25 protein-coding genes are annotated in these 23319 nt (G+C 65.9%); 10 read left to right on the top strand and 15 right to left on the bottom strand.

All coding sequences use genetic code 11. The features are described from left to right. From A3CW_RS0131025 to A3CW_RS0131010, 4 genes are all read right to left on the bottom strand, one after another. On the bottom strand, window positions 1-1220 hold a 1220-nt coding region (locus A3CW_RS0131025; RefSeq protein ID WP_035514486.1), incomplete at its 3' end, for an NAD(P)/FAD-dependent oxidoreductase. Between the two features lie 43 nt (window positions 1221-1263). After that, a complete protein-coding gene (locus tag A3CW_RS0131020; RefSeq protein ID WP_028207037.1) occupies window positions 1264-3054 on the bottom strand; it encodes an acyl-CoA dehydrogenase in 1791 nt (596 codons plus the stop codon). 217 nt (window positions 3055-3271) lie between these two features. Then, complete coding sequence (locus A3CW_RS0131015; protein ID WP_028207036.1) at window positions 3272-4276, bottom strand: AraC family transcriptional regulator; 1005 nt, start codon at window positions 4274-4276, stop codon at window positions 3272-3274. A 79-nt stretch (window positions 4277-4355) separates the two neighbouring features. Beyond that, the gene (locus A3CW_RS0131010; protein WP_028207035.1) at window positions 4356-6350 is read right to left on the bottom strand and encodes an acetoacetate--CoA ligase; all 1995 of its coding nucleotides are present in this window, start codon (window positions 6348-6350) and stop codon (window positions 4356-4358) included. A gap of 722 nt (window positions 6351-7072) precedes the next feature. Here A3CW_RS0131010 and arcD point away from each other — a divergent pair. The 4 genes from arcD (at window position 7073) to arcC (ending at window position 11768) form a co-directional block, all read left to right on the top strand. After that, the gene (arcD, locus tag A3CW_RS0131005) at window positions 7073-8440 is read left to right on the top strand and encodes an arginine-ornithine antiporter (protein WP_051481826.1); all 1368 of its coding nucleotides are present in this window, start codon (window positions 7073-7075) and stop codon (window positions 8438-8440) included. A gap of 13 nt (window positions 8441-8453) precedes the next feature. Continuing rightward, window positions 8454-9713, top strand: a complete 1260-nt coding sequence (arcA, locus tag A3CW_RS0131000; protein ID WP_407669779.1) for an arginine deiminase — start codon at window positions 8454-8456, stop codon at window positions 9711-9713. 49 nt (window positions 9714-9762) lie between these two features. Further along, a complete protein-coding gene (locus A3CW_RS0130995) occupies window positions 9763-10773 on the top strand; it encodes an ornithine carbamoyltransferase (protein ID WP_028207032.1) in 1011 nt (336 codons plus the stop codon). A gap of 65 nt (window positions 10774-10838) precedes the next feature. Beyond that, entirely contained in the window at window positions 10839-11768 is a 930-nt protein-coding gene (gene arcC / locus A3CW_RS0130990) for a carbamate kinase (RefSeq protein ID WP_028207031.1), read from the top strand. Window positions 11769-11882: 114 nt separating this feature from the next. Here arcC and A3CW_RS0130985 read toward each other — a convergent pair whose 3' ends face one another. The 6 genes from A3CW_RS0130985 to A3CW_RS0130955 form a co-directional block, all read right to left on the bottom strand. After that, window positions 11883-12137, bottom strand: coding sequence for a hypothetical protein (locus A3CW_RS0130985; RefSeq protein ID WP_028207030.1), 255 nt, complete (start codon window positions 12135-12137; stop codon window positions 11883-11885). Window positions 12138-12227: 90 nt separating this feature from the next. Continuing rightward, window positions 12228-13049, bottom strand: coding sequence for a polyphosphate kinase 2 (ppk2, locus tag A3CW_RS0130980; RefSeq protein ID WP_028207029.1), 822 nt, complete (start codon window positions 13047-13049; stop codon window positions 12228-12230). Window positions 13050-13186: 137 nt separating this feature from the next. Further along, window positions 13187-13630 (bottom strand): PRC-barrel domain-containing protein, encoded by a 444-nt coding sequence (locus A3CW_RS0130975; protein ID WP_051481824.1) that lies wholly within the window; start codon window positions 13628-13630, stop codon window positions 13187-13189. A 68-nt stretch (window positions 13631-13698) separates the two neighbouring features. Continuing rightward, window positions 13699-14271, bottom strand: coding sequence for a cupin domain-containing protein (locus A3CW_RS0130970; RefSeq protein ID WP_154678078.1), 573 nt, complete (start codon window positions 14269-14271; stop codon window positions 13699-13701). 4 nt (window positions 14272-14275) lie between these two features. Beyond that, the gene (locus A3CW_RS0130965) at window positions 14276-14641 is read right to left on the bottom strand and encodes a hypothetical protein (protein ID WP_154678077.1); all 366 of its coding nucleotides are present in this window, start codon (window positions 14639-14641) and stop codon (window positions 14276-14278) included. A gap of 439 nt (window positions 14642-15080) precedes the next feature. Next, window positions 15081-15722, bottom strand: a complete 642-nt coding sequence (locus A3CW_RS0130955; protein WP_028207025.1) for a GNAT family N-acetyltransferase — start codon at window positions 15720-15722, stop codon at window positions 15081-15083. Between the two features lie 163 nt (window positions 15723-15885). On the opposite strand from A3CW_RS0130955, the gene A3CW_RS0130950 reads away from it, so the two are divergent. Further along, on the top strand, window positions 15886-16329 hold the full coding sequence (locus A3CW_RS0130950; protein WP_028207024.1) for a thioesterase family protein: 444 nt from the start codon (window positions 15886-15888) through the stop codon (window positions 16327-16329). 12 nt (window positions 16330-16341) lie between these two features. Here A3CW_RS0130950 and A3CW_RS0130945 read toward each other — a convergent pair whose 3' ends face one another. From A3CW_RS0130945 to A3CW_RS0130935, 3 genes are all read right to left on the bottom strand, one after another. Beyond that, window positions 16342-16659 carry a YnfA family protein gene (locus A3CW_RS0130945; protein WP_028207023.1) on the bottom strand — a complete coding sequence of 106 codons (318 nt, stop codon included), beginning with the start codon at window positions 16657-16659 and terminating at the stop codon, window positions 16342-16344. Window positions 16660-16756: 97 nt separating this feature from the next. Then, a complete protein-coding gene (phnX, locus tag A3CW_RS0130940; RefSeq protein ID WP_028207022.1) occupies window positions 16757-17560 on the bottom strand; it encodes a phosphonoacetaldehyde hydrolase in 804 nt (267 codons plus the stop codon). A 54-nt stretch (window positions 17561-17614) separates the two neighbouring features. Then, on the bottom strand, window positions 17615-18775 hold the full coding sequence (locus A3CW_RS0130935; RefSeq protein ID WP_028207021.1) for a 2-aminoethylphosphonate--pyruvate transaminase: 1161 nt from the start codon (window positions 18773-18775) through the stop codon (window positions 17615-17617). Window positions 18776-18913: 138 nt separating this feature from the next. Between A3CW_RS0130935 and A3CW_RS0130930 the strand changes: the two genes are divergently transcribed. Beyond that, window positions 18914-19771: a LysR substrate-binding domain-containing protein gene (locus tag A3CW_RS0130930; protein WP_028207020.1), complete on the top strand. Its 858-nt coding sequence runs from the start codon at window positions 18914-18916 to the stop codon at window positions 19769-19771. 15 nt (window positions 19772-19786) lie between these two features. Here the strand turns inward: A3CW_RS0130930 and A3CW_RS0130925 are convergent, their stop codons facing one another. After that, window positions 19787-20008 (bottom strand): hypothetical protein, encoded by a 222-nt coding sequence (locus tag A3CW_RS0130925; protein WP_028207019.1) that lies wholly within the window; start codon window positions 20006-20008, stop codon window positions 19787-19789. A 271-nt stretch (window positions 20009-20279) separates the two neighbouring features. Here A3CW_RS0130925 and A3CW_RS0130920 point away from each other — a divergent pair, with 271 nt between their 5' ends. Further along, window positions 20280-20945, top strand: a complete 666-nt coding sequence (locus A3CW_RS0130920; protein ID WP_028207018.1) for a phosphoribosyltransferase — start codon at window positions 20280-20282, stop codon at window positions 20943-20945. A gap of 52 nt (window positions 20946-20997) precedes the next feature. Here A3CW_RS0130920 and A3CW_RS0130915 read toward each other — a convergent pair whose 3' ends face one another. Next, window positions 20998-21294 (bottom strand): YciI-like protein, encoded by a 297-nt coding sequence (locus A3CW_RS0130915; protein WP_028207017.1) that lies wholly within the window; start codon window positions 21292-21294, stop codon window positions 20998-21000. A 205-nt stretch (window positions 21295-21499) separates the two neighbouring features. Between A3CW_RS0130915 and A3CW_RS0130910 the strand changes: the two genes are divergently transcribed. The 3 genes from A3CW_RS0130910 to A3CW_RS0130900 all read left to right on the top strand — a co-directional run bounded on the left by A3CW_RS0130910 (window position 21500) and on the right by A3CW_RS0130900 (window position 23314). Then, window positions 21500-21817 carry a PsiF family protein gene (locus A3CW_RS0130910; protein ID WP_028207016.1) on the top strand — a complete coding sequence of 106 codons (318 nt, stop codon included), beginning with the start codon at window positions 21500-21502 and terminating at the stop codon, window positions 21815-21817. Window positions 21818-22155: 338 nt separating this feature from the next. Next, window positions 22156-22599, top strand: coding sequence for a hypothetical protein (locus A3CW_RS0130905; protein WP_028207015.1), 444 nt, complete (start codon window positions 22156-22158; stop codon window positions 22597-22599). A 127-nt stretch (window positions 22600-22726) separates the two neighbouring features. Continuing rightward, window positions 22727-23314 (top strand): BPSL1445 family SYLF domain-containing lipoprotein, encoded by a 588-nt coding sequence (locus A3CW_RS0130900; protein WP_028207014.1) that lies wholly within the window; start codon window positions 22727-22729, stop codon window positions 23312-23314. The last annotated feature ends 5 nt before the right edge of the window (window positions 23315-23319 follow it).

Here is a 23319-nt window from a genome sequence, read left to right as displayed (position 1 = left end):
AGGTACAGGCCCTTGCTCATCCACTGCTTGAAGTTGCGCGCCCTGTACAGCTCCGTGTAAAGCCACGACTGCTTGAACGCTTCCGGGTAAGCCGCGAGCTCGTCGCTCTGGCGGCCTGCCTGCACGGCTTCGAATGCCGCATCGGCAGCCAGCATGCCGGTCTTGATCGCCGCGTGGCTGCCCTTGATGCGTGAGGCGTTCAGGAAGCCCGCATCGTCGCCCACGAGCGCGCCGCCCGGGAACACGAGCTTGGGCAGCGACATCAGGCCGCCGGCGGTGATCGCGCGCGCGCCGTACGACACGCGCTTGCCGCCTTCCAGATACTTGCGGATTTCCGGATGCGTCTTGTAGCGCTGGAATTCCTCGAACGGCGAGAGATACGGGTTCTGGTACGCCAGACCCACGACAAANCCCACCATCACCTGGTTNTTGTCGATGTGGTACAGGAACGAGCCGCCGTAGGTGTCGGACTCCAGCGGCCAGCCCGCGGTGTGGATCACGAGGCCGGGCTGGTGCTTCGCGGGATCGATTTCCCACAGTTCCTTGATGCCGATGCCGTAGACCTGCGGATCCGAATCCTTGCCCAGCTTGAACTTCTCGTTGAGCTGGCGGCCCAGATGCCCGCGGCAGCCTTCGCAGAACAGCGTGTACTTCGCGTGCAGCTCCATGCCGAGCTGGAAGTTCTCGGTAGGCTCGCCGTCCTTGCCGACACCCATGTTGCCGGTGGCGACGCCCTTGACCGACCCGTCGTCGTTGTAGAGCACTTCGGCGGCCGGAAAGCCCGGGAAGATTTCCACGCCCAGCGCCTCGGCCTGCTGGCCCAGCCAGCGCGTGACGTTCGCGAGGCTGATGACATAGTTGCCGTGGTTCTTGAAGTTGTCGGGCAGCGCCCAGTTCGGCACGCCCTTCGCGCCGGTTTCCGTGAGGAACAGGAACTTGTCTTCGGTAACCGGCACGTTCAGCGGTGCGCCTTGCTCTTTCCAGTCCGGGATCAGCTCATTCAAGGCGCGCGGATCCATGACCGCGCCCGAGAGGATATGCGCCCCGATTTCCGAGCCTTTCTCCAGCACGCAAACGCCGATTTCAGTGCCTTTCTCCGCGGCCAGCTGCTTCAGGCGGATCGCGGCAGACAGCCCGGCGGGGCCGCCGCCAACGATCACGACGTCGTATTCCATCGACTCGCGTGGACCGTACTGTGTAATCAGATCACTCGACGACATATCCTCTTCCTTGCTTGCTAACTGAGCGCCCTAAGCCGCTCGATCAAAACTGCACTTCGCTCAGCGCGAGCACGCCAGCGTCGCCCTTTGCGGCCAGGATCGACGTCTCGAGGCCGCCTGCCTGCGCGAGAATGTGCTCGGCGTAGAACTGCGCGATCGCGATCTTCGCGCCGTAAAACTCGGCGTCGTTCGCGAGTTCGCGTTGCGAGACGAGCAACGCGCGCGCCATTTGCCAGCCGCACAGCACGATGCCCGCGAGCTTGAGATACGGCACGCTGCCCGCGAACACCGCGTTCGGGTCGCGCTTTACGTTTGCAACCACGTAGTCGACGACATTCGCCAGCGCACGAGCTCCCTTCTCCAACTGCTCGCGCATCGATGCCGCCGCCGCGCCGCCCACCTGACCGAGTTCCTCAGCAGTCCGGGCGATCTCGCCAAGCAGCGCCTTCGCAACCGCGCCGCCGTCGCGCACCGTCTTGCGGCCCACCAGGTCGTTCGCCTGGATCGCCGTGGTGCCTTCGTAGATGGCGAGAATGCGCGCATCGCGGTAGTACTGAGCCGCGCCCGTTTCCTCGATGAAGCCCATGCCGCCATGCACCTGGACGCCAAGGCTCGTCACTTCGTTGACCATTTCGGTGCTCCAGCCCTTCACGATCGGCACGAGGAATTCGTAGATCGCGAGATTGCGCGCACGCGCTTCAGGGTCGGCGTGGTAGTGAGCATGGTCGCTATAGGCAGCGGCGACATACGCGAGCGCTCGTGCGCCCTCGGTCATCGCGCGCATCGAGCCGAGCATGCGGCGCACGTCCGGGTGATGGATGATGGTCGCCGACTGCTTGAGCGAGCCGTCCACGGGGCGGCTCTGCACACGCTCCTTCGCGTACGCCACGGCCTTCTGGTACGCGCTCTCCGCCACGCCCACGCCCTGCATGCCCACGCCGAAGCGCGCCGCGTTCATCATGATGAACATGTATTCGAGGCCGCGATTCTCCTCGCCCACGAGGTAGCCGATCGCGCCGCCGTGATCGCCGTACTGGAGCACGGCCGTCGGGCTCGCCTTGATGCCGAGCTTGTGTTCGATCGATACGCAATGGACGTCGTTGCGCGCGCCGAGCGAGCCGTCGTCGTTGACGAGGAACTTCGGCACGACAAAGAGCGAAATGCCTTTCACGCCTTCGGGGGCGTCGGGCGTACGCGCGAGCACGAGGTGAACGATGTTCTCCGCCATGTCGTGCTCGCCCCACGTGATGAAGATCTTCGTGCCGAAGACCTTGTAGGTGCCGTCGCCCTGCGGTTCGGCGCGTGAGCGCACCAGCGCGAGGTCGGAGCCGGCCTGCGGCTCGGTGAGGTTCATCGTGCCGGTCCAGTCGCCGGAGATGAGCTTCGGCACGTAGCGCGCCTTCAGCTCGTCGCTGCCCGCGGTGAGCAGCGCCTCGATGGCGCCGTCGGTGAGCAGCGGGCACAGCGCGAACGAGAGGTTCGCCGCGTTGAGCATCTCGATGCAAGGCGTAGCGATCAGCTTGGGCAGCGCCTGGCCGCCGAATTCGGACGGATGCTGCAGCCCCTGCCAGCCGCCCTCGACATACTGGCGGAACGCCCCGGCGAAGCCAGGCGTCGCCGTGACCTCGCCGTCGCGCCAGCTGCTGGGCGCGCGGTCGCCTTCTACGTTCAGCGGCGCGATGACTTCGCCGGAGAGCTTCGCGCACTCGTCGAGCACGGCCTGCGCAGTGTCGAAACCAGCGTCTTCGAAACCCGGCAGGGTTGCGACGGCGTCGATGCCAGCCAGCTCTTGCAGCACGAACAGCATGTCCTTGACGGGGGCGTTGTAGCTCATGATCGGTCCTTCCAGTCACTCAGGGGTCAAATTGGATGCGCCGCCGGGCCAGGGATACCTGGATGGCCACCTTGCGGCAGTACAGGACGGATCGTAGCGTCAATGGGTCGCAAAACCACTGTCCAAACCGGACCACATGGTGACAATTCTGGCCATGCTGTCGGCCGCTGTGCCCACCCATCATGGGTGGGTGTCCGCACTTTGCGCCGGGCGACGCTCAGGCGCGGCGCCGGTAGGTGCCGGGCGTGCTGCCCGTCCAGTGGCGAAAGGCGCGGTGAAAGGCGCTGGGGTCGTCGAAACCCAGATCGCCGCCGATGGCCGCGATCGTGTCCTGGGTGTCGGTAAGGCGCTGGATTGCCACGTCGCGGCGCAGTTCGTCCTTGAGCGCCTGGAAGGTGGTCTCCTCCGCGGCGAGGCGCCGGCACAGCGTGCGCACCGAGCAGTGCAGGCTGTCGGCCGCCGCTTCGATGGTCGGCAGATCGGGCAGTTGCGCGGCCAGGTACTGACGCACGTTGTGGCTCACGAGCTGCTCGCTGAAAGTCTCGAAGATCCAGTCGCCGGGAGAGCGCGCAAGAAACGCGCGCAGGTTGCGCTTGCTCTGCCGGATCGGCATGTCGAGATAGGCCGCGCTGAAGCGCATCAACGTGGCCTCGCAGCCAAAACGCACGGGCCCGGAGAAGAAGTAGCGGTGATCGAGCGCGTGCGGCGGCTGCGCGCAGGCGAAATCGACTTGCAGGAGCGGAATACGCTGGCCGATCAGCCAGGACGACACGCCATGCGCGAGCTTGAGCGTCAGCTCCTGGCCGAGCGGCCCGATCGCGCCATACGCCGGGTTGGCGCGTAATGCCACCTGGGCCACCAGCCCCTGACGGCGCGATTCGAGCCGGAAGTCGTCGAGCACGATGTGGAAGAACTGGTCGAAGCGATGCAGCGCCGTTTCGAGGTTGCGCGCATCGAGCAGGCTCAGGCAGAGAAACTTGAGTGTGCCGCTGCGCAGCGGCCGGCTGAAGATGCCGGGCATCTCGTCGTCGAGTTCGATAGCGAGCGTCTGGTAGAGCGTGGAGAACTGCTCTTCCGTCACACGGCCACCCGGCTTGGCGAGCAGTTCCAGCGCGATGCCCGCCTCGTTGAGATAGCGGCGGATCACGGTGGGCTCGGCGCCCGCGCCGGCGAGAAAGCCGTTGACGAGCGAGATGGGAACGGTGGCGCTAGGCGATGGCATGCATTGACGATGGAAGGCCGCGGAAACGGACGGACATCGGCGTCGGTCCGCGCGCCATTTTAAATCGGCGCGGCCAGAATCACGCGGCCGGGCCCCTCGTCCGCGCAAACTCCGCAAACCACGCGAGACTTTCCGGGTTGGCCATGGTGTCCGGATTGGCCACCTTCTCGAGCGGCTGCCCGAGCAGAAGCCGCTTGATCGGCACCTCCATCTTCTTGCCCGATAGCGTGCGCGGAACGGCCTGAACCTGATGGATCTCATCGGGCACATGGCGCGCCGAGAGCGCCTCGCGCACGCGCGCGCGAATGCGCTGCGCGAGCGCGTCGCCCAGATCGACACCCGGGCGCAACACCACGAAGAGCGGCATCGACGAGCTGCGCCCCAGGTACTCCAGATCGACCACGAGGCTGTCGAGCACCTCGGGCACCGACTCCACCGCGCGATACAGCTCGCTCGTGCCCATGCGGATGCCGTGGCGGTTAATGGTGGCGTCCGAGCGGCCGTAGATGACCGCGCCGCCGCGGGGCGTGATGCGCAGCCAGTCGCCGTGGCGCCAGATGCCAGGAAACATGTCGAAGTAGCTTTCGCGGTAGCGCCGGTTCGCTTCGTCGCGCCAGAAGTAAAGCGGCATCGAAGGCATCGGCGCGGTGCACACGAGTTCGCCGACTTCGTCGATGCGCGCGTGCCCGGCGTCATCGAATGCCTCGACGCGCGCGCCAAGGCACCGGCACTGCATTTCGCCGAGATAAACCGGCAAGGTCGGCACGCCGGCGAGGAAGCAGCCCGCGAAGTCGGTGCCGCCCGAAATCGCATCGATCCAGACGGGCCCCACCTGCTCGAGTATCCAGGCATACGCTTCGGGCGGCAGCGGCGAGCCGGTCGAGCCGACCGCGCGCAGGCGCGAGAGATCGGCCGCCGCACGCGGCTCGACGCCGGTCTTCAGGCACCCCTGGAAGTATGCCGCCCCCGCGCCGAAGAACGTCACGCCCGTCTCGCCCACGAAGCGCCACAACGCCGGCGCGTCGGGATACGTGGGGTTGCCGTCGTAGAGGCAGAGCGTCGCGCCCGCGAGCAGGCCGCCCACCTGGCAATTCCACATGATCCAGTTCGTGCTGGCGTACCAGTGGAAACGGTCACCCGGGTTCAGGTCGAGATGCAGCGCGGTGAGCTTCACGTGCTCCACCACGATGCCGCCGTGCGAATGCACGATGGCCTTGGGCATGCCCGTCGTGCCCGACGAATAGACGATCCACAACGGATGATCGAACGGCACGTGTTCGATCTGCAGCGGGACGTTGCCAGCGATGGCGTCGCGCCATGCCGTGGCCTGCGGGTACGCCTTCGCGTCGGCGTCCGGGTCGAGCTGCGGGACGAACACGAGGTGCGCCACGCTCGGCAATTCGCGCAGCAGATGGTGAATCAGCTCGCGCCGGTCGTGCGGCTTGCCGCCGTAGCGATAGCCGTCCACGGCGAACAGCACCTTCGGCTCGATCTGCCGGAAGCGGTCGAGCACCGCGAGCGGCCCCATGTCGGGCGAGCACACCGACCAGATCGCGCCCACGCTCGCCGAGGCGAGGAATGCCACGACGGTTTCGGGCGTGTTCGGCATGAAAGCCGCCACGCGGTCGCCGCGCGTCACGCCCATGCACCGCAGCGTGGCCGCGCAAGCCGCAACCTGGCGGCGCAGCTCCGCCCAGCTCAATTCGCGCGTGCGCCCCGCCATGGGGCCGCTCTCGCTGCGCGAAACGATCGCGGGCCGCGCGTCGCTCGCGAGCTGAAAGGCCCGCTCGACGTAGTTCAATTCGACACCCGGAAACCAGCGTGCACCGGGCATCGCCGCATCGGCGAGCGCCACGCCGCGCGGCTCGCGCGAGGGAATCTGCGCCCAGTCCCACAGCGCGCACCAGAAACCGTCGATGTCCTCGACGGACCAGCGCCAAAGCGCGTCGTAGTCGTCGAACGCGAGACCGCGCGTCTCGCCGAGCCATTTCATGAACCGGGTTACGCGCGCTGATTCGACTTGCTGCGGCGCCGGCGTCCAGGCCGGAGCGGATGCGGGAACAGTTTCGTTCATCTCGTTGCGTGAGCTCGTGCGGGTTCGTTTGACCTAATGGTGCCGGAGCCGGTGCGCCTCGAACAATTCAGGGAAACCAGTGGGAGGTTTCCAACCGCGTTTGCTGACGACGATGTCCGCTAACGTCGCGCGCAATGACATGTCACGTTGTGATTATTTCCAGTATTTCGAATAAAAGCGGTAATTGAACACTTACGCGCGATCAATATTTTGCTTCCCGATTTAATCTAAGATAAATCGAAATTCACATGCCGGGTTGTCCTGCACAAATAGATCGAACCGCTAATTTACCTTGCGCCGCGCAACACCTGTTTTACCGGGAAAGTCCGGCAATACGGCCCATTCCGTACGCAATTGGCATAAGGCCCGTCATAAAACTGCAATCCACTGACGCCTTTAATTTGGCTAATTGCCGCCGATTTGCCTCTCCCTATCGGACCAAGGTCTTATTGTCAGATTGCGCGCCCCCTATCAGATTGAGCGCGTAGCGGCACGGGTTCCGCTCTCGCGGCATGCGATCCGCGCTGCAGACTCAGGCACAAGCATGTTGATGGGCTCGCGCGCAGCGCGAGATCTGCAACCCAGCCGGCTAGTACAGGAGATCGCGCATGTCCGAATCGACGTCTACGCCTCACCCCGCCGCCAAGCCCGATAGCGCCGCCACGCCAGCCGCCGCCAACAGGCTTCGCCTCGGCGCGCTCACCGCCCTCGTCGTGGGCTCGATGGTGGGCGGCGGTATCTTTTCCCTGCCGCAAAACATGGCGGCCAGCGCCGACGCCGGCGCAGTGCTGATCGGCTGGGCGATCACCGCGGTCGGCATGCTCATGCTGGCGTTCGTGTTCCAGTCGCTGGCCATACGCAAGCCCGAACTCGACGGCGGGGTCTATGCCTTCGCGAAAGCCGGCTTCGGCGACTACATGGGCTTCGGCTCGGCCTGGGGCTACTGGATCAGCGCGTGGCTCGGCAACGTCGGCTACTTCGTTCTCCTGTTCAGCACGCTCGGCTACTTCTTCCCGGTGTTCGGCGAGGGCAACACGCCGATCTCCATCATCTGCGCCTCGGTGCTGCTCTGGGCGCTGCACTTTCTCGTGCTGCGGGGCATCAAGGAGGCTGCGATCGTCAACCAGATCACCACGGTCGCGAAGCTGGTGCCGCTATGCCTCTTCATCGTCATCTGCGCGTTTGCGTTCCGCTCCGGCACTTTCACGGCCGACTTCTGGGGACACATGAATCCCAAGCTCGGCAGCGTGACGAACCAGGTCCGCAACATGATGCTCGTGACGGTGTGGGTGTTCATCGGCATTGAGGGCGCGAGCATTTTCTCCGCGCGCGCGGAAAAGCGCAGCGATGTCGGCAAGGCCACCGTCATCGGTTTCGTCGGCGTGCTGCTCCTGCTCGTGCTCGTGAACATCCTTTCGCTCGGCGTGCTCACGCAGCCGAAGCTCGCGGCCCTGCAGAATCCCTCGATGGCGGGCGTGCTCGAAAACGTGGTCGGCCACTGGGGCGCGATTCTCATCAGCGTGGGGCTCGTCGTGTCGCTCGCGGGCGCGCTGCTCTCGTGGGTGCTGCTGTGCGCCGAAATCATCTTTTCGGCCGCGCGCGACCACACGATGCCAAACTTCCTGCGCAAGGAAAACGCGAAGCACGTGCCCGCCAACGCGCTGTGGCTCACGAACGGCATGGTGCAGATCTTCCTCGTCATCACGCTGTTCTCGAAGGGCACGTATCTCTCGCTCATCTATCTCGCGACCTCGATGATCCTGCTGCCCTACTTCTGGTCGGCAGCCTACGCATTCCTGCTCGCACTGCGCGGCGAAACGTATGAAGCCAACAGCGGCGAGCGCAACAAGGACCTCGTCGTCGCGGGCATCGCCGTGATCTATGCGGTCTGGCTCATTTACGCCGGCGGCCTCAAATACGTGCTGCTCTCCGCGTTGCTTTACGCGCCGGGCATCGTGCTGTTCGCACGCGCAAAACGCGAGGTCGGCCAGCCCGTGCTCACCAACATCGAGAAGTTCGTTTTCGCCGCTGTGCTGATTGGCGCATTGCTGGCGGCTTTCGGCCTGTACAAGGGCTTTCTCACCCTCTGATTCGAGGAGTCTCATGATGAGTACGGACACTGTCGCCTTCGGCGTCAATTCCGAGGCAGGCAAGCTGCGCAAGGTCATGGTATGTGCGCCGGGTCTCGCGCATCAACGCCTCACACCCAGCAACTGCGACGAGCTGCTTTACGACGACGTGATCTGGGTCAGCCAGGCGAAGCGCGACCACTTCGACTTCGTGACGAAGATGCGGGAGCGCGGCGTGGACGTCCTCGAGATGCACAATCTGCTCACGGAAACGGTGCAACACCCCGAAGGGCTCAAGTACATCCTCGATCGCAAGGTTCGCCCCGAGACCGTGGGCGTTTCGCTCGCCGGCGAGGTGCGCAGCTGGCTCGAAGGGCTCGAGCCGCGCAAGACCGCGGAATTCCTCATTGGCGGCGTGGTTGCCGAAGATATTCCGGATACCGAACAAAGCAAGATCCTCAAGGAATTTCGCCGTTATCTGGGCTATTCGAGCTTCGTGCTCGCGCCGCTGCCCAACAGCACCTTCACACGCGATACGACCTGCTGGATCTACGGCGGCGTTTCGCTCAATCCGATGTACTGGCCGGCGCGCCGGCAGGAAACGCTGCTCACCACAGCCATCTACCGGTATCACCCCGAGTTCGCGGGCAAGGACTTTCAGGTGTGGTACGGCGACCCCGACGAGGACCATGGCGCCGCCACGCTCGAAGGCGGCGACGTGATGCCGATCGGCAACCGCGTCGTGCTGATCGGCATGGGCGAGCGCACGAGCCGCCAGGCAATCGGCCGTCTCGCGCAGAACATTTTCGCCAAGGGCGGCGCCGAGCGCATCGTCGTGGCGGGCCTGCCCAAGTCGCGCGCGGCCATGCACCTCGACACGGTATTCAGCTTCTGCGACCGCGACCTCGTGACGATCTTCCCCGAAGTGGTCAACGAGATCGTGCCGTTCTCGATTCGCCCCGACGAAAAGAGCCCCTCGAAGCTCGACCTGCGCCGCGAGGAAAAGCCCTTCGTGGACGTTGTGGCCGAAGCGTTGGGTTTGAAGAGCCTGCGCATCGTCGAGACCGGCGGCAACGCGTTCGCGGCCGAGCGCGAGCAATGGGACGACGGCAACAACGTGGTGTGCGTCGAGCCCGGCGTCGTGATTGGCTACGACCGCAACACCTATACGAATACGCTGCTGCGCAAGGCCGGCGTGGAGGTCATCACGATCACGGCGAGCGAACTGGGCCGCGGGCGTGGCGGCGGCCACTGCATGACGTGCCCGATCGTGCGCGACGCCGTCGATCTCTGAGCGTCGCCCCCTATCCGCATTCCCACTGCATTCGCAACGGAGAAACGACATGGCTTTCAACCTGCGCAACCGCAGCCTGCTTAGTCTGATGCACCACAACACCCGCGAGCTGCGTTATCTGCTCGACCTCTCGCGCGACCTCAAGCGCGCCAAGTACACGGGGACCGAGCAGCAGCACCTCAAGGGCGTCAACATTGCGCTGATCTTCGAGAAGACCTCCACGCGCACGCGCTGCGCGTTCGAAGTCGCGGCCTACGACCAGGGCGCGAACGTCACCTATATCGACCCGACCTCTTCGCAAATCGGCCACAAGGAAAGCATGAAGGACACGGCGCGTGTGCTGGGCCGCATGTACGACGCGATCGAGTATCGCGGCTTCAAGCAGGAGATCGTCGAGGAACTGGCGAAGTTCGCTGGCGTGCCGGTGTTCAACGGCCTCACCGACGAATACCACCCCACGCAGATGCTCGCCGACGTGCTCACCATGCGCGAGCATTCGGACAAGCCGCTCACGCAGATCAGCTACGCGTATCTCGGCGACGCCCGCAACAACATGGGCAACTCGTTGCTGCTCATCGGCGCAAAGCTCGGCATGGACGTGCGCATCGCGGCGCCGAAGTCGCTCTGGCCGCACGACGATCTCGTGGCGGACTGCAAGAAGTTCGCCGAGGAAAGCGGCGCGCGCATCCTGCTGACCGAGGACCCCAAGGCTGCCGTCAAGGGCGTGGATTTCGTGCACACCGACGTGTGGGTCTCGATGGGCGAGCCCATGGAAGCCTGGGGCGAGCGCATCAAGGCGCTGCTTCCCTATCAGGTGAACATGCCGCTCATGAAGGCGAGCGGCACGCCGCATACGCGCTTCATGCACTGCCTGCCCGCCTTCCACAACAGCGACACGGTGATCGGCAAGCAGATCGCCGATAAGTATCCGGAGCTCAAGGGCGGCGTCGAGGTCACGGAGGAAGTGTTCGAGTCGCCGCTGAATCTGGCCTTCGAACAGGCGGAAAACCGCATGCACACGATCAAGGCGATTCTCGTTTCGACGCTCGCCGACATTTGAGCCGTACCGATTGACGGGGCGCATGCGCCCCGCTTCACCGACACGCATCACCTTGGGAGTCAGACATGCGAATCGTGATTGCGCTTGGCGGCAACGCGCTGCTGCGTCGCGGCGAGCCGATGACGGCGGAGAACCAGCGCGAGAACGTGCGCCTCGCGGCCAGCCAGATCTCGCAAATCGCGCAGGGCAACGAACTGGTGATCGCCCACGGCAACGGCCCGCAGGTCGGCCTGCTCGCGCTGCAGGGCGAGGCCTACAAGGACGTGCCCGGCTACCCGCTCGACGTGCTCGGCGCGCAGACCGAGGGCATGATCGGCTACATGATCGAGCAGGAACTCGGCAATCTCCTGCCGTACGAGGTGCCCTTCGCGACCATCCTCACCCAGGTCGAAGTGGACGCGAACGATCCGGCGTTCCAGCATCCTAGCAAGCCGATCGGCCCGGTCTACACGAAGGAGCAGGCAGAGACGCTCGCTGCCGAGCGCGGCTGGGCCATCGCCCCGGACGGCGACAAGTTCCGCCGTGTCGTGGCGAGCCCGCGGCCGAAGCACATCTTCGAGATCCGCCCCGTGAAATGGCTGCTGGAGCGCGGCACGATCGTGATTTGCGCGGGCGGCGGCGGCATCCCGACGCTCTACGGCGAAGGCCACAAGCTGGGCGGCGTGGAGGCCGTGATCGACAAGGATCTGTGCTCCGCCCTGCTCGCGCAGGAGCTGGAGGCCGATATGCTCATCATCGCCACCGACGTGAACGCCACGTATGTCGACTGGAGCAAGCCGTCGCAAAAGGCGATTGCGAGCGCGCATCCCGACGAACTGGAGAAGCTGGGCTTCGCGGCCGGGTCGATGGGACCGAAGGTCATGGCGGCCGCGGAGTTCGCGCGCAACACCGGCAAGGATGCGGTGATCGGCGCGCTGGCCGATATCGTAGCGATTACCCAGGGCAAGGCGGGCACGCGCGTGAGCACGAGCAGGCCGGGCTTGATCTTCCATTAAGGCTGGCCTGTTCGGCCTGAGAGCAGGCGCCTCGAAACGGCGCCTGAAAATGCAGGGCGCGCACCGCAGCTGGCGAAGCCGCGGTGCGCGCCCTGTTGTGCGTTTGCGTGGCGCCTACTCCTCGCGTGGCGGCGGCATGACCTGGGCGCTGATGGTGTGCTCGCGCCAGAACAGGTTGTTAATGCGGCCCTGCAACCTGCGCAGCCCCTCCTCGCTCGCGGCGTGGAAGGTGAGCAGCGCGCCGGGACGGCCCGCCCCCTCGATGCGCTGAATCGCGTCGTAGGGCGGAAAACCGTAGCGCTCCAGAAACTCGTTGATTTCGGCGTCCGTGACGTGTTCGTCGATATTACCCAGCAGCAGCTCGGCCATGGTCTAACCCCTCGTGAGCGTTCAATCGTGATGATAGTGTGGTTTGATCCGGCGCGACGACAGGCTGCGCCGGATCGAACGCCATGCCGCTCAGTACTTCTCCTGCACGTAGCGGTAAGGATAGTCCGGGTCGCGGTAGCCTTGTGGCTTCTGGCGCTCGGGCAGCGTGACCTTCTCGCGCGGCAGCGCTTTGTACGCAATGGTGTTCAGAATATGGCTGATGACGTTCAGACGCGCACGCTTCTTGTCATCGGATCGGACAACGAACCATGGGGATTCCGGCGTATCCGTCATGTCGAACATTTCGTCGCGCGCCCGTGAATAGTCGTACCAGCGGCTATACGACAGGAGGTCCATGGGCGAAAGCTTCCAGATCTTGCGCGAATCGTTGATGCGACCTTCGAGGCGCCGGGTCTGCTCTTTCTGGCTCACTTCGAGCCAGAACTTGATGAGGATCGTGCCCGAGTCGATGATGGCGCGCTCGATGAGCGGCACCCCGCGCAGGAATTCCGTCGCCTGTTCCGGCGTGCAAAAACCCATCACGCGCTCGACGCCCGCACGGTTGTACCAGCTGCGGTCGAACACCACGATCTCGCCCGCGGCGGGCAACAGCGGCAGGTAGCGCTGGAAGTACATTTGCGACTTCTCGCGCTCCGTGGGCGCGGGCAGCGCGAAGACGCGAAACACGCGCGGGCTGACCCGTTCGGTGAGCGCCTTGATCGTGCCGCCCTTGCCTGCGCCGTCGCGGCCTTCGAACAGGATGCATACCCTGAGGCGCTTCTGGACCACCCACTCCTGCAAGCGAACGAGTTCGCCATGCAGGCGCTCGAGCTCCTTTTGATAGGCCTTTTCGCTGAGTTTTTCCGTCGGCACGGCTGTGCTCGCGGCCTTGACTTCCTCTTTCTTCGCCATTGCATCGCTCCCCGCTTCAGACGCCTCACACAAGGCATCCATCCACTATGGTGTGTGGACGAGGGGCGCGCAATAAGACTTTAGACTCAGGCACTGGCCGTCTTGACGTCCGGCAATCACGCTCGCGTACGAGCGCGTCATTCGTGCGCGTAGTTGAACTCGGGCATGGCCTTCAGTTGGTCCTTGTCGGCCTGCAGCACGATCTGTTTGCGGTCGATGCGCAGGTCGTTGAACGGCACGGCCACGAGATGCTTGCCCAAACCGAGGAAGCCGCCCACGGAGAGAATCGCGAAGGCGCCCTGGTTAGGCGACTCGAGCACGATGTCGTCGATCGCGCCGATCTTGCTGCCGCTATTGTCGTAGACATCGGAGCCCACGAGCTTCGAGGCGCGAAAGCCGGTGCCCGACTGCACCGTCGCCATGCGCTGCACGGCGATCGATTGCGGAGCCCCCTGCGCGAGCGCGGCAGACGGCACGCCCAGTGCACAGCCGAACACGCACCCAAACGCGACAACGAGCGCAGTTGCGCGGCGGCAGGCCAGGTCACACAAATTCAGTGGGCGATTCGATTGTGTCGTCATGGTATCCCCCTCCCTTGTACGAATGCACGGTGAATACCGCGCGAATGCAAGCGCTGTGCCCGGCGCACTCAGGCTTGCGCGAGCCAGTGCTCGATCAGCGGGCCGCGTTCGCCGTAAAGGGGATCGCTAGCGGGATACGGGAGCGCCTGCATGGCGCGCAACTCCGCCGAAGTCAGCGCGTCGCGGCGGATGTCCCACTGCTGCCCGCGCGGATAGCCGCCCGCCACGCGGAAGCCGCCGGCCAGCGAAAGCAGGCAATGGCCCGTGCCGGCCGGCAGCAGCAGCGCGTCGCCGGCATGCACGCGCAGCACGCGTCCGCCCGGGCCGCCGAGAATCAGTTCGGCTGTGCCAGCGAACACGCCGAGCACCTCGTGCGCCGTGGAGTGGAAATGGTGATAGTCGAACACGCCGTCGAGCCATTGCACCGGCCAGCCGTTCGTCTCGAAGCGCTCGTTGAACGCCCGTGCAAGGTCATGGGGGCCCGGCGCCAGCGCGCGCCGATAGACGATGACGGGAAGCCGGGCGTTGTTCGGCACCCATCCGTGCCCGGCCAGGAAGAAAGTTTCCACACCGCTTTTGCCTTGGGCCGGACGGCTTTCGCGCAGATGGCGCGGAAAACGAAAGGCGCGATTTTCGTGCATCGTCTTACTCCCTCGCATCGCTGGCAGCCGACGCGTTCGCTGCGCCGTTTGTCGTTTCTTTTGCCGCGCCCTTTACCGGCTGCTTCGCGTGATGCGGTTTGTGTTTCGAGGAATGCGTCGTTCGCGTGGCCTGCGCGTCCTTGTTGGCGGGCACGCCTTGTTCGACGCCCTGGGTCGGCGCCGGGTACACGCCGTTGGCCTTCGCCCCGTTCGACTCCGTGGCGGGCGCCGTGGCGGGCGCCGTGGTCGGTCGATCCGCGCCGGTGTTGTCCTGCGCGAGCGCCACGCCCGCCGGTGCTCCTTCCAGGACGACTGCCAGCGCGAGCGCGCCGGCCATGAAACCCTTCGTCGGTGGGGTGTGCCTGGTCATCGGTCCTCCTTCAATACGATGCGAGCCCGGGTGCGAGGACCCCCGCAAAGTCGAAGCGAGCTGACCGCGCAGGTCCCTGCTTAAAAAGCAGCAACCCGCGTACCGGCCCGGGCAGGCCCGAGCCCGGCACGGCGTTTGCGGCCAGCCGGGCAAATGGATTCGTGCGAACGCGGCGCCGAGGTACCGCGGTGCCACATCAGGCGCACGCTTCGCGCATCCCGGAGAGGTCTATGCGTTCGAATTTCCTTCTCGCCGCCCGTGTTCGACGCGGCCCCGAGGCTCATCTGCCGACCGAGGAGCCCGACAATCCGCGTCGGCCGCCATCGCCTCCGGTGGTGCCGGACGTCGAGCCGCCGCCCGTGCCGGCAGGCGATCCGCCGCCTGAAGCGCCACCCGAGCGCCTGCGCTAGCGTTCCCGGCCGCCATGATGCGGCAGCGCTCAGCCGGCGCCCAGCAGCCGGCGCAACAGGCCCGCCTTCACCTCGGGCCATTCGTCCTCGATGATGCTAAAGCGCACGGAGTCGCGCTTGCGGCCGTCCGGCATGATGCGTTCGCGCCGCACCACACCCTCTTCTTTTGCGCCGAGGCGCAGGATCGCGGCGCGCGACTTCGCGTTGAGCACGTCGGTCGTGAACTGCACGCGCACGCAGCCGAGCGTTTCGAAGGCGTAACTCAGCATCAGGAACTTCACCTCCGTGTTCACGATGGTGCGCTGCGCCGAGGCCGCGAGCCACGTGGAGCCGATCTCCAGCTTGCGGTTCTCCCGGTCGACCTTCCAGAAGCACGTGCTCCCCACCACGCGATCGCTTTCGCGCAGGCGGATCGTGAACGGGATCACGGTGCCGGCGCTCACGCCATCGAGCGCCCTGGCGATCCAGGCGTCGACGGTCGCGGGCCCAGGCACCACCGTCACCTTCAGGTTCCAGAGTTCGCCGTCCGCCGCCGCGGCGACGAGGCGCGGCGCGTCTTGCGCGCACAGCGGGTGCAGTGCGACGGTGCGGCCGTTCAGGGTGGGCAGATCGTGCGGTGCCGGAATGGCTTCGGCGGCGGTTGGGGATGCGCGGCCGGGCAAGTCGGTCATGACGGGAATCGATGGAATGTAGGGCCGCCTGGGGGCAGAACGCCCACGCATTCTAGCGCCGGGCTGGCGCCGGCGGCGGCGCGCCTGCCGTTACAATCGGGCCCGGCGCCCACGCCGCGCAAGCCCGGTGGCGCTGCCCGTCCCCATTTTTTCGCATCGCATCATGGCCCGCATCGAGCTCCACTTTCCCGAAGACCAGTTCTATTACTCGACGCACCTCACGGTGCGCGTCACCGACATCAATTCGGCCAATCACCTCGCCAACGATTCGATGATCTCGATGATTTCCGAGGCGCGCGCGCGTTTTCTGTTCGACGCGGGCATCGAGGACATGAAGGACGCGCACACGAGCATCATCGTCACCGACCTCGCCACGACCTATCGCGCCGAAGCCTACGCGCGCGACGCGCTGTGCTTCGAGGTGGGCATCATGGATTTCAACAAGTACGGCGGCGACATCATCTTCCGCATCACACGGCCCGCCGATGCCGCGCTCATCGCCATGGCGAAATCGGGCTTCGTGTTCTTCGACTACGAAGCGAAAAAGGTCGTGCCGATGCCGCAGGCTTTCCGCGACAAGTTTCCGCAGGTCAATACGGTCGGCTGAGCCTGGATTCGCTCAGCGCGGCTGGAACATGATGAGCGCCATGCCGGCCAGCGTGAAGCCGATGCCGGCCCAGTCCCAGGGGCTCGGCCGGATCGCCTCGACGGCCCAGAGCCAGAGAATCGCCACGCAGACATAGACGCCGCCGTAGGCCGCATAGGTGCGACCGGCGGCCGTGGGGTGGAGCGTGAGCAGCCACGCGAAGAGCGCGAGCGAGGCCGCGGCGGGCACGAGGAGCCAGGCGCTCGCGCCTTCGCGCAGCCAGCGGTAAGGCAGATAGCAGCCGATGATCTCGGCGAACGCGGTCACGACGAAAAGCACAAACGTCTTCATGGGCGGCGGCTAGTGGCTGGGGCGCCCATGGTAACGCAAGCGGCCACGCCGCCCGCGCGATCTTCGCAACGTGCCGCTCAGTTCCCTTCAGGTGGGCTCAGGGCCGCTCTCCACGGGCAAGCCGCGCTTCGATCTCGCTCACCACGGGCAGCAGATCGGCGACGCTGTCGATCACATAGTGCGCGCCCGCCGCACGCAGGCGTTCCACGGCCGCGGCGCGGCGGCGCGCGAATTCGTCGGGCGCGAGCGCGTGGACTTCGTCCTCGGTCAGGCCGAACGCGTTGCCGCTCACCGCGACACCCACCGCCCACGTCCCGCCGTTGATGCCCTCCTCGATGCCGACCTCGGTATCGTCCACCTTGATCGCGTCTCGTGCGAGCCACACGCCGAGCTGCGGCAGCGTGCGATAAATCATGTACGGCGAAGGCCGGCCCTCAGGCGTGTCGCCCGTGCAAACAATGCTGTCCGGCTCGAAGCCCTGCGCCTTCGCGCCCGGCACGATCTGGTCGATGATCTCGCGCGTGTAGCCCGTGGTCGTGCCGATGCGTACGCCATCGGCGCGCAGCGCGGCGGTCACGGCCGCCACGCCCGGAATCACGTCGCTGTACTGCGCGGCCACGGCGATGTTCTTCGGCACGAAGACGTCATACACGGCGTCGATATCGGCTTCGCCCGGCGCGTGGCCGTAGTGCGCTTCCCATGCCGCCGCGACGCGCGGCAACGCCATCAGCGCCGCGATGTGCGGACGCTTGGCCATGCCCATCGGCCCGCGCGCCTCCTCGATCGTGATCGGCACGCCGAATTGCTCGAAGGTCTCGACGAAGGCGCCCATGGGCGCGCGCGAGCCGTAGTCGACCACGGTGCCGGCCCAGTCGAAGATCACTGCCTTGACGTGTTTCATTGCATGTGTCCTGCTAAAAAATGGATGGTGGGGAGTCTTAACGGTGTGCGCGCATCAAGCGGCGAGCGCTTCGCGTGCGCCGAGGTCGAGCGGCGCGGGCGCAGCACTTGCCACGCCGAGCGTGCGCAGCGCGTCGCCGCACGCGGCCACGACGCGGCGCATGACGGTTTCGTCGAGCGCGCCGATGCAGCCGATGCGAAAGCTCTCCACGCTAGTCAGCTTGCCCGGATAGATGATGAAACCCTGCGTCTTCATCAGTTCGTAGAAGCGCGCGAACTCGAATGCGGGATCGGCCGGGGAAAAGAACGTGACGATGATGGGCGAGCGCCAGGCTTCGGTCAGCAGCGGCTCGAAACCGAGCCCGCGCATACCCTCGACGAGCACGTCGCGGTTGCGCGCATAGCGCGCGAGGCGCCCCGGCTGACCGCCTTCGAGCGCGTGCAAACGCAGCGCCTCGATGAACGCGGCCACCGCGTGCGTGGGCGGCGTGAAGCGCCACTGGCCGGTGCGGTTCATGACCTCCCACTGATCGTAGATATCGAGCGCGAGCGAGTGGCTCACGCCCTTTGCTTTGTTCAGGACTGCTTTTTTCGCGATCACGAAGCCGAAGCCCGGCACGCCCTCGATGCACTTGTTCGCCGACGAGACGAACGCGTCGCAAGGCAGCGTGCGCACGTCGAGCGGCACCGCGCCGAACGCGCTCATCGAGTCGACCAGAAGGCGCCGCCCCTGGCGGGCCGTCACGGCCGCGATCGCTTCGATCGGGTTCAGAATGCCCGAGCTGGTCTCGCAGTGGACGGCGACGACATGCGTGATGTCCGGGTTCGCGATCAGCAGTTGCTCGACGTCTTCGGCGCGCGGCGGCAGGTAGTCGCCGGTATCGTGCACGGTGTGCCGGCGGCCCAGGTAGCGCAGCGTCGTGGCGATGCGCTTGCCATACGCGCCGTTGGCGAGCACGAGCGCGTGGCCGTCGCGCGGCACGAAACTGCCGAGCATCGCCTCGACGCAATAGCTGCCGCTGCCCTGCAACGGCACGCAGTCGTATTCACCCTGCTCGTCGCCCGCGATCTGAAGCAGCGCGGCGCGCAATTGCGCGGTCATGGCACGGAAGTCGGCGTCCCACGAGCCCCAGTCGCGCTGCATCGCGGCCTTGGTCGAAGCCGCAGTGGTAAGCGGTCCGGGGGTCAGGAGATACGGCTCGGCGGGGGTGGTCATGCGGGCTCCAGTGGGCGTCGGGACAGTCAATTCCGACACGTTAACGCAGCGCTCTCCATCGGTAAAATCGATATAATCGATGTCGATATAAGTTAAACTTATCCCCTGTTTTATCCCCTATTGCCGGAGCGCTTCGACATGCAATACGCGCAGTTGCGGGCTTTTCACGCGGTCGCCGAACACGGCGGGTTCTCACGCGCCGCGCAGGCGCTCTCACTCACGCAGCCGGCCGTCTCGGACCATGTGCGGCGGCTCGAACAGGATTTCGGGGTCAAACTCTTCGAGCGCGGGCCTCGCGGTGTCGAACTCACGGAACTGGGGCGACGACTCTTTGCAGTGACGCGTCAGATGGTGGGGTGCGAACGCGACGCGCGGCGGCTGCTCGAAGCGGCGGGGGCGCTCGAATCGGGCGAACTCGCCCTCGCCGCCGACGCGCCCGACCTCGCCATCAAGCTGATCGGCGCGTTCAGGCGGCGCTATCCGGGGGTGGTGATCAAGCTTTCGATCGCGAATGCGACCGAATGCATGCGCCGCGTCCTCGCGAGCGAAGCCGACGCCGCGATCACGGCCGCGCGCCAGGTGCACAGCCGGCTGCAGGTGCGGGTGCTGCGCGAGGAACCGCTCGTCGCGGTCGTGCCCGCTGAGAGTGCCGCCGCGAAAAAGCGCCGTATGACTTACGAGGAGCTCGTGCTCGAGCCGATGGTGTTTCGCGAAACGCATTCGGTCACGCAGCAGTTGCTCGAAGCCGAACTCGTGCGTAAAGGACTGCAGGTCCAGCCCGTGCTCTACGTGGACGGCCGCGAGGCATTGCAAACGGCCATTGCGCAGGGAGTGGGAGTGGGCGTGATCGCGCATGCGGAATTCGGCGAGTCGCGGCGCATTCGCATGCTGCCGCTCGTGGACTGCCAGGTGCGCATGGTCGAATCGCTCACGCGCCTCGCCGACACGTCCTCGTCGAATCTGCTTGACGCGCTCTTCGCCACCCCGCTCGATTGAGCGGCGGGAGGGCCGTCAGGACACCACGATGGCGGTGCCGACGGCATGGAGCAGATCGCGCAGCGTTTCGGCCTGCTCCATGCGCGCGCCGTGGCGCAGGTGAATGCGCAACGCCCGGCCCGCAATGCCGTCGACCGGGCGCGCGAGCCACAGTTCGACGGCGAGCCCGAGGCCGTCGGGCGCATCGGGCACGACGGGTTCGACGACGCGCGGCTTGAAGGAGGCGAATTCGGACATGGCGAGACCTCGTCGGTGGCGGGATCGACTTCATCGTAGCGACGCGACACGCCCGCGCCAAACGAGAAATCCGCGTATGCAAATGAGCGCCGCCCCGCATTGGATCGCGCGGGCAGTGGCATGCACGCCCCGCTCGCGCCGCGCGCCGCTTCGTGGGGGCCTGCGGGGGGTGGCTCTTTTACCAGCAGCGTGTGGCCGCGAGTGGCAAACTGAACGCATCGTTGCGCGGCCATTCGCCTGTTTGCCTGCAACGAGATGGGAGGACCTCTTCATGGAACGCCCCTTTACCGATCGCCGCGAGGCGGGCCGTTTGCTCGCCGGCCCGCTCTCGGCCTACGCGGACAGACGCGACGTCATCGTCCTCGCGCTGCCGCGCGGCGGCGTGCCGGTAGCCTATGAAGTCGCGAAGGCGCTGCATGTGCCGCTCGATGTCTTGCCCGTGTGCAAGCTCGGCCTGCCCTGGCAGACGGAACTCGCCATGGGCGCGCTGTCGTCGAACGGCGCGCAGTACGTGGACAGCGCGCTCGTGCGCAGCGCCGGCGTGAGCGAGGCACAGTTGCAGAGTGCCATGGCGCTCGCGCGCATCGAGCTTGGACGGCGCGAGGCGCGCTATCGCGGCGAGCGTGCCCCGCTGGCGGTCGCGGGCCGTGTGGCGGTCGTCGTCGACGACGGCATGGCCACCGGCGCGTCGCTCAAGGCAGCGGCGCTTGCGCTCGCCACGCTGGGCCCCGCGCGCATCGTCGCGGCGCTGCCGGTCGCGCCGGCGGGCTCGCAGGACCGGCTCGGCGGGACCGTGGACGAGTTCGTCTGCGCGCGCATGCCCGAGGCGTTCTACAGCGTCGGCCAGTTCTATCTCGACTTCGATCAGGTTAGCGACGACACCGTGCGCGACCTGTTGGCTCAAGCGGCGGCTGACGACGCGAACGGCGAGGCGTAGAGCCAGGCCGCGCCGGTCGTGCCGCCGCTCTCACAACCGCTGCCCTCGCGCCCTATCGCACCGGATTCGACGCCGCTTCGCCCACTACCGTTTGCCAGGGCCGCACGCGCCAATGCTTCACGAGCCCCGAGAGCACATACGGGTCGGCGCGCGCGAACGCTTCGGCCGCGGCCGGGCTGTCGCCCTGAAAAAGCAGCAGCGCATTGTCGACGGGATCGGCAATCGCCCCCGCTAGCAGCAACTCGCCGCGTTCGACGGCGGCCCATGCCAGCTTCAGATGCGCGCTGCGGTGTTCGGGACGGCGTTCGAGGTAGTCGTCTGCGAGTTCGTACATCAAGAGGTAATGCATCCGCGTTCTCCGTGCTGTTGCCGCCGCGCCGGACAGGGTCGACGGCCGATAGCGAACATTGTGCAGCAGCCCACGCGTCAACCGAACACATTGCTGCGTCGTTTTAATGGCGGCTTTGCCATAATGGCGGCGCGCGAGAGTCGCACCGGCCATTCACGGCGGGCCGCACGTCAACTGAGAACGTCCAAAGTCAAGGGAGTGAACGATGAAAATGCAATCCGTCATTGCTGCAATCGTGCTGGGCGGCGCGCTGGCCGCGCCGGCGTTCGCACAGACCGCCGCACCCGCTGCGCCGGCGGCGAACAGCCAGCAGAACAAGATGAAGGCATGCAACACCCAGGCCGGCGACAAGAAAGGCGACGATCGCAAGGCATTCATGAAGCAGTGCCTTTCGGCTGCCGGCGCCCCCGCTCCGACCATGACCCAGCAGGAGCGCATGAAGGCGTGCAACGCCCAGGCCGCCGACAAGAAAGGCGACGACCGCAAGGCATTCATGAAGACCTGCCTCTCGACGAAGAGCTGAGCGAAGGGGTTCGGGCATCCTCCCGCACCGTTTTGCACCCTTTCGCATCGGCAGGATCCGCGCGCCGCAGCGTTTGCTGTGGCGCGTTTTTTTATGCGCCGGTTTTGTGCGTTGCAGCGGTTGTTCGATCTCTGCGCGCCTGTGTCTTCGGTTGTGCGAATCATCGTCGACGTATGCGAAATCGTGCAGGTTTGCGCGGATTTGCGTCATCGCCCGCGTTCGGACGTGCCGTTTTTCTCCTATGATGGCTGCAGCGGCGGCCCTCCCCGAGAAATCACACATTAGCCATCGGGCTGCCGCGTTGACGTTGATGCCCATGGCATCGAACGGAGGCGCAGATGGCATGGAGACACAAGAACCGCTGGTTTCGCCGCTGGCTCATGGTGATCACCTTCTGGCTCGTGCCGGTGATGATCGTCGTGGTGCGCGAGGTTCAGGACGAGATGGCGTATAACCGCGCGGATTTGCAGCGCGCGCTGACCACCTGGACCTTCACCGACGCCGAGCGCGACGCCGGCGCCCCGCTGCGCTGCCACGGCACGCCCGAAACCGCGCGTGCAGCCGGCTGCCCCGCCGGGGTGCTGGCGGCGAACGCGCAGCGCCAGCAGGAAGCGCGCGACGAATACGCCGTGCGGCGCACGACGCTCGCGGGCTACTTGTGGCACGCGTTCGTCGGTTACTGGGTCGTGCCCGCTGCAGTGCTGCTCGCGATCGGCGTGCTGCTCGGCGGCGTGAAGCGCGCCCTGCGGCGGCCCACGGCCAAGCCAGTGCAGGAGCGCTAGCGCTTTTCGTGCATGCTCCAGCGCGCAGCGTTTGTGCTGCGCAGCCTCAAAGTGCGGGTCGGGACGTTCGGGTATAACGACTGGACGCCGTGCATCGCGGCGCCCGGCAACAAGAACGGAGAACAAGATGACCGCATCTCGCATGCTTTTGAAGGCTTCTGTCGCAATCGCCGTCGGCGTCGCGGCACTCTCGGGCTGCACCACCACCGGCAGCCAGGCCCCCAACGCCGCGACCGACGCGTCGCGCGCCCAGTCAATCAACTCCGACGTCGACGCCACCCTGTCGCGCCTCTATCAGACCGTTCCGGGCTCGCGCGAGCTGGTCGGCAAGGCTCGCGGCATTCTCGTGTTTCCGCGTGTGATCCAGGCGGGCATCGGCGTCGGCGGCGAACACGGCGACGGCGCGCTGCGCGTGGGCGGCAGCACGGTCGGCTTCTACAGCACGTCGTCGGCTTCGGTCGGCGCAACGCTAGGCGTGCAGTCGAAGTCCGTCATCTATCTCTTCATGACCGAAGACGCGCTGGCGAAATTCCGCAATTCGAGCGGCTGGTCGGCAGGCGGCGACGCATCGGTCGCGCTCGTGAAGGTCGGCGCGAACGGCTCGATCGACACCACCACGGCTACCAAGCCCGTGCAGGTCTTCGTGCTCACCAACAGCGGGCTGATCGGCGACCTCTCGCTCGGCGGCACGAAGATCACGAAGCTCGACCTCTAAGCGCA

The sequence above is a fragment of the Paraburkholderia nodosa DSM 21604 genome, assembly GCF_000519185.1.
Classification (GTDB): Bacteria; Pseudomonadota; Gammaproteobacteria; order Burkholderiales; family Burkholderiaceae; genus Paraburkholderia; species Paraburkholderia nodosa.
This window is presented reverse-complemented; position numbering and strand designations above follow the sequence as displayed.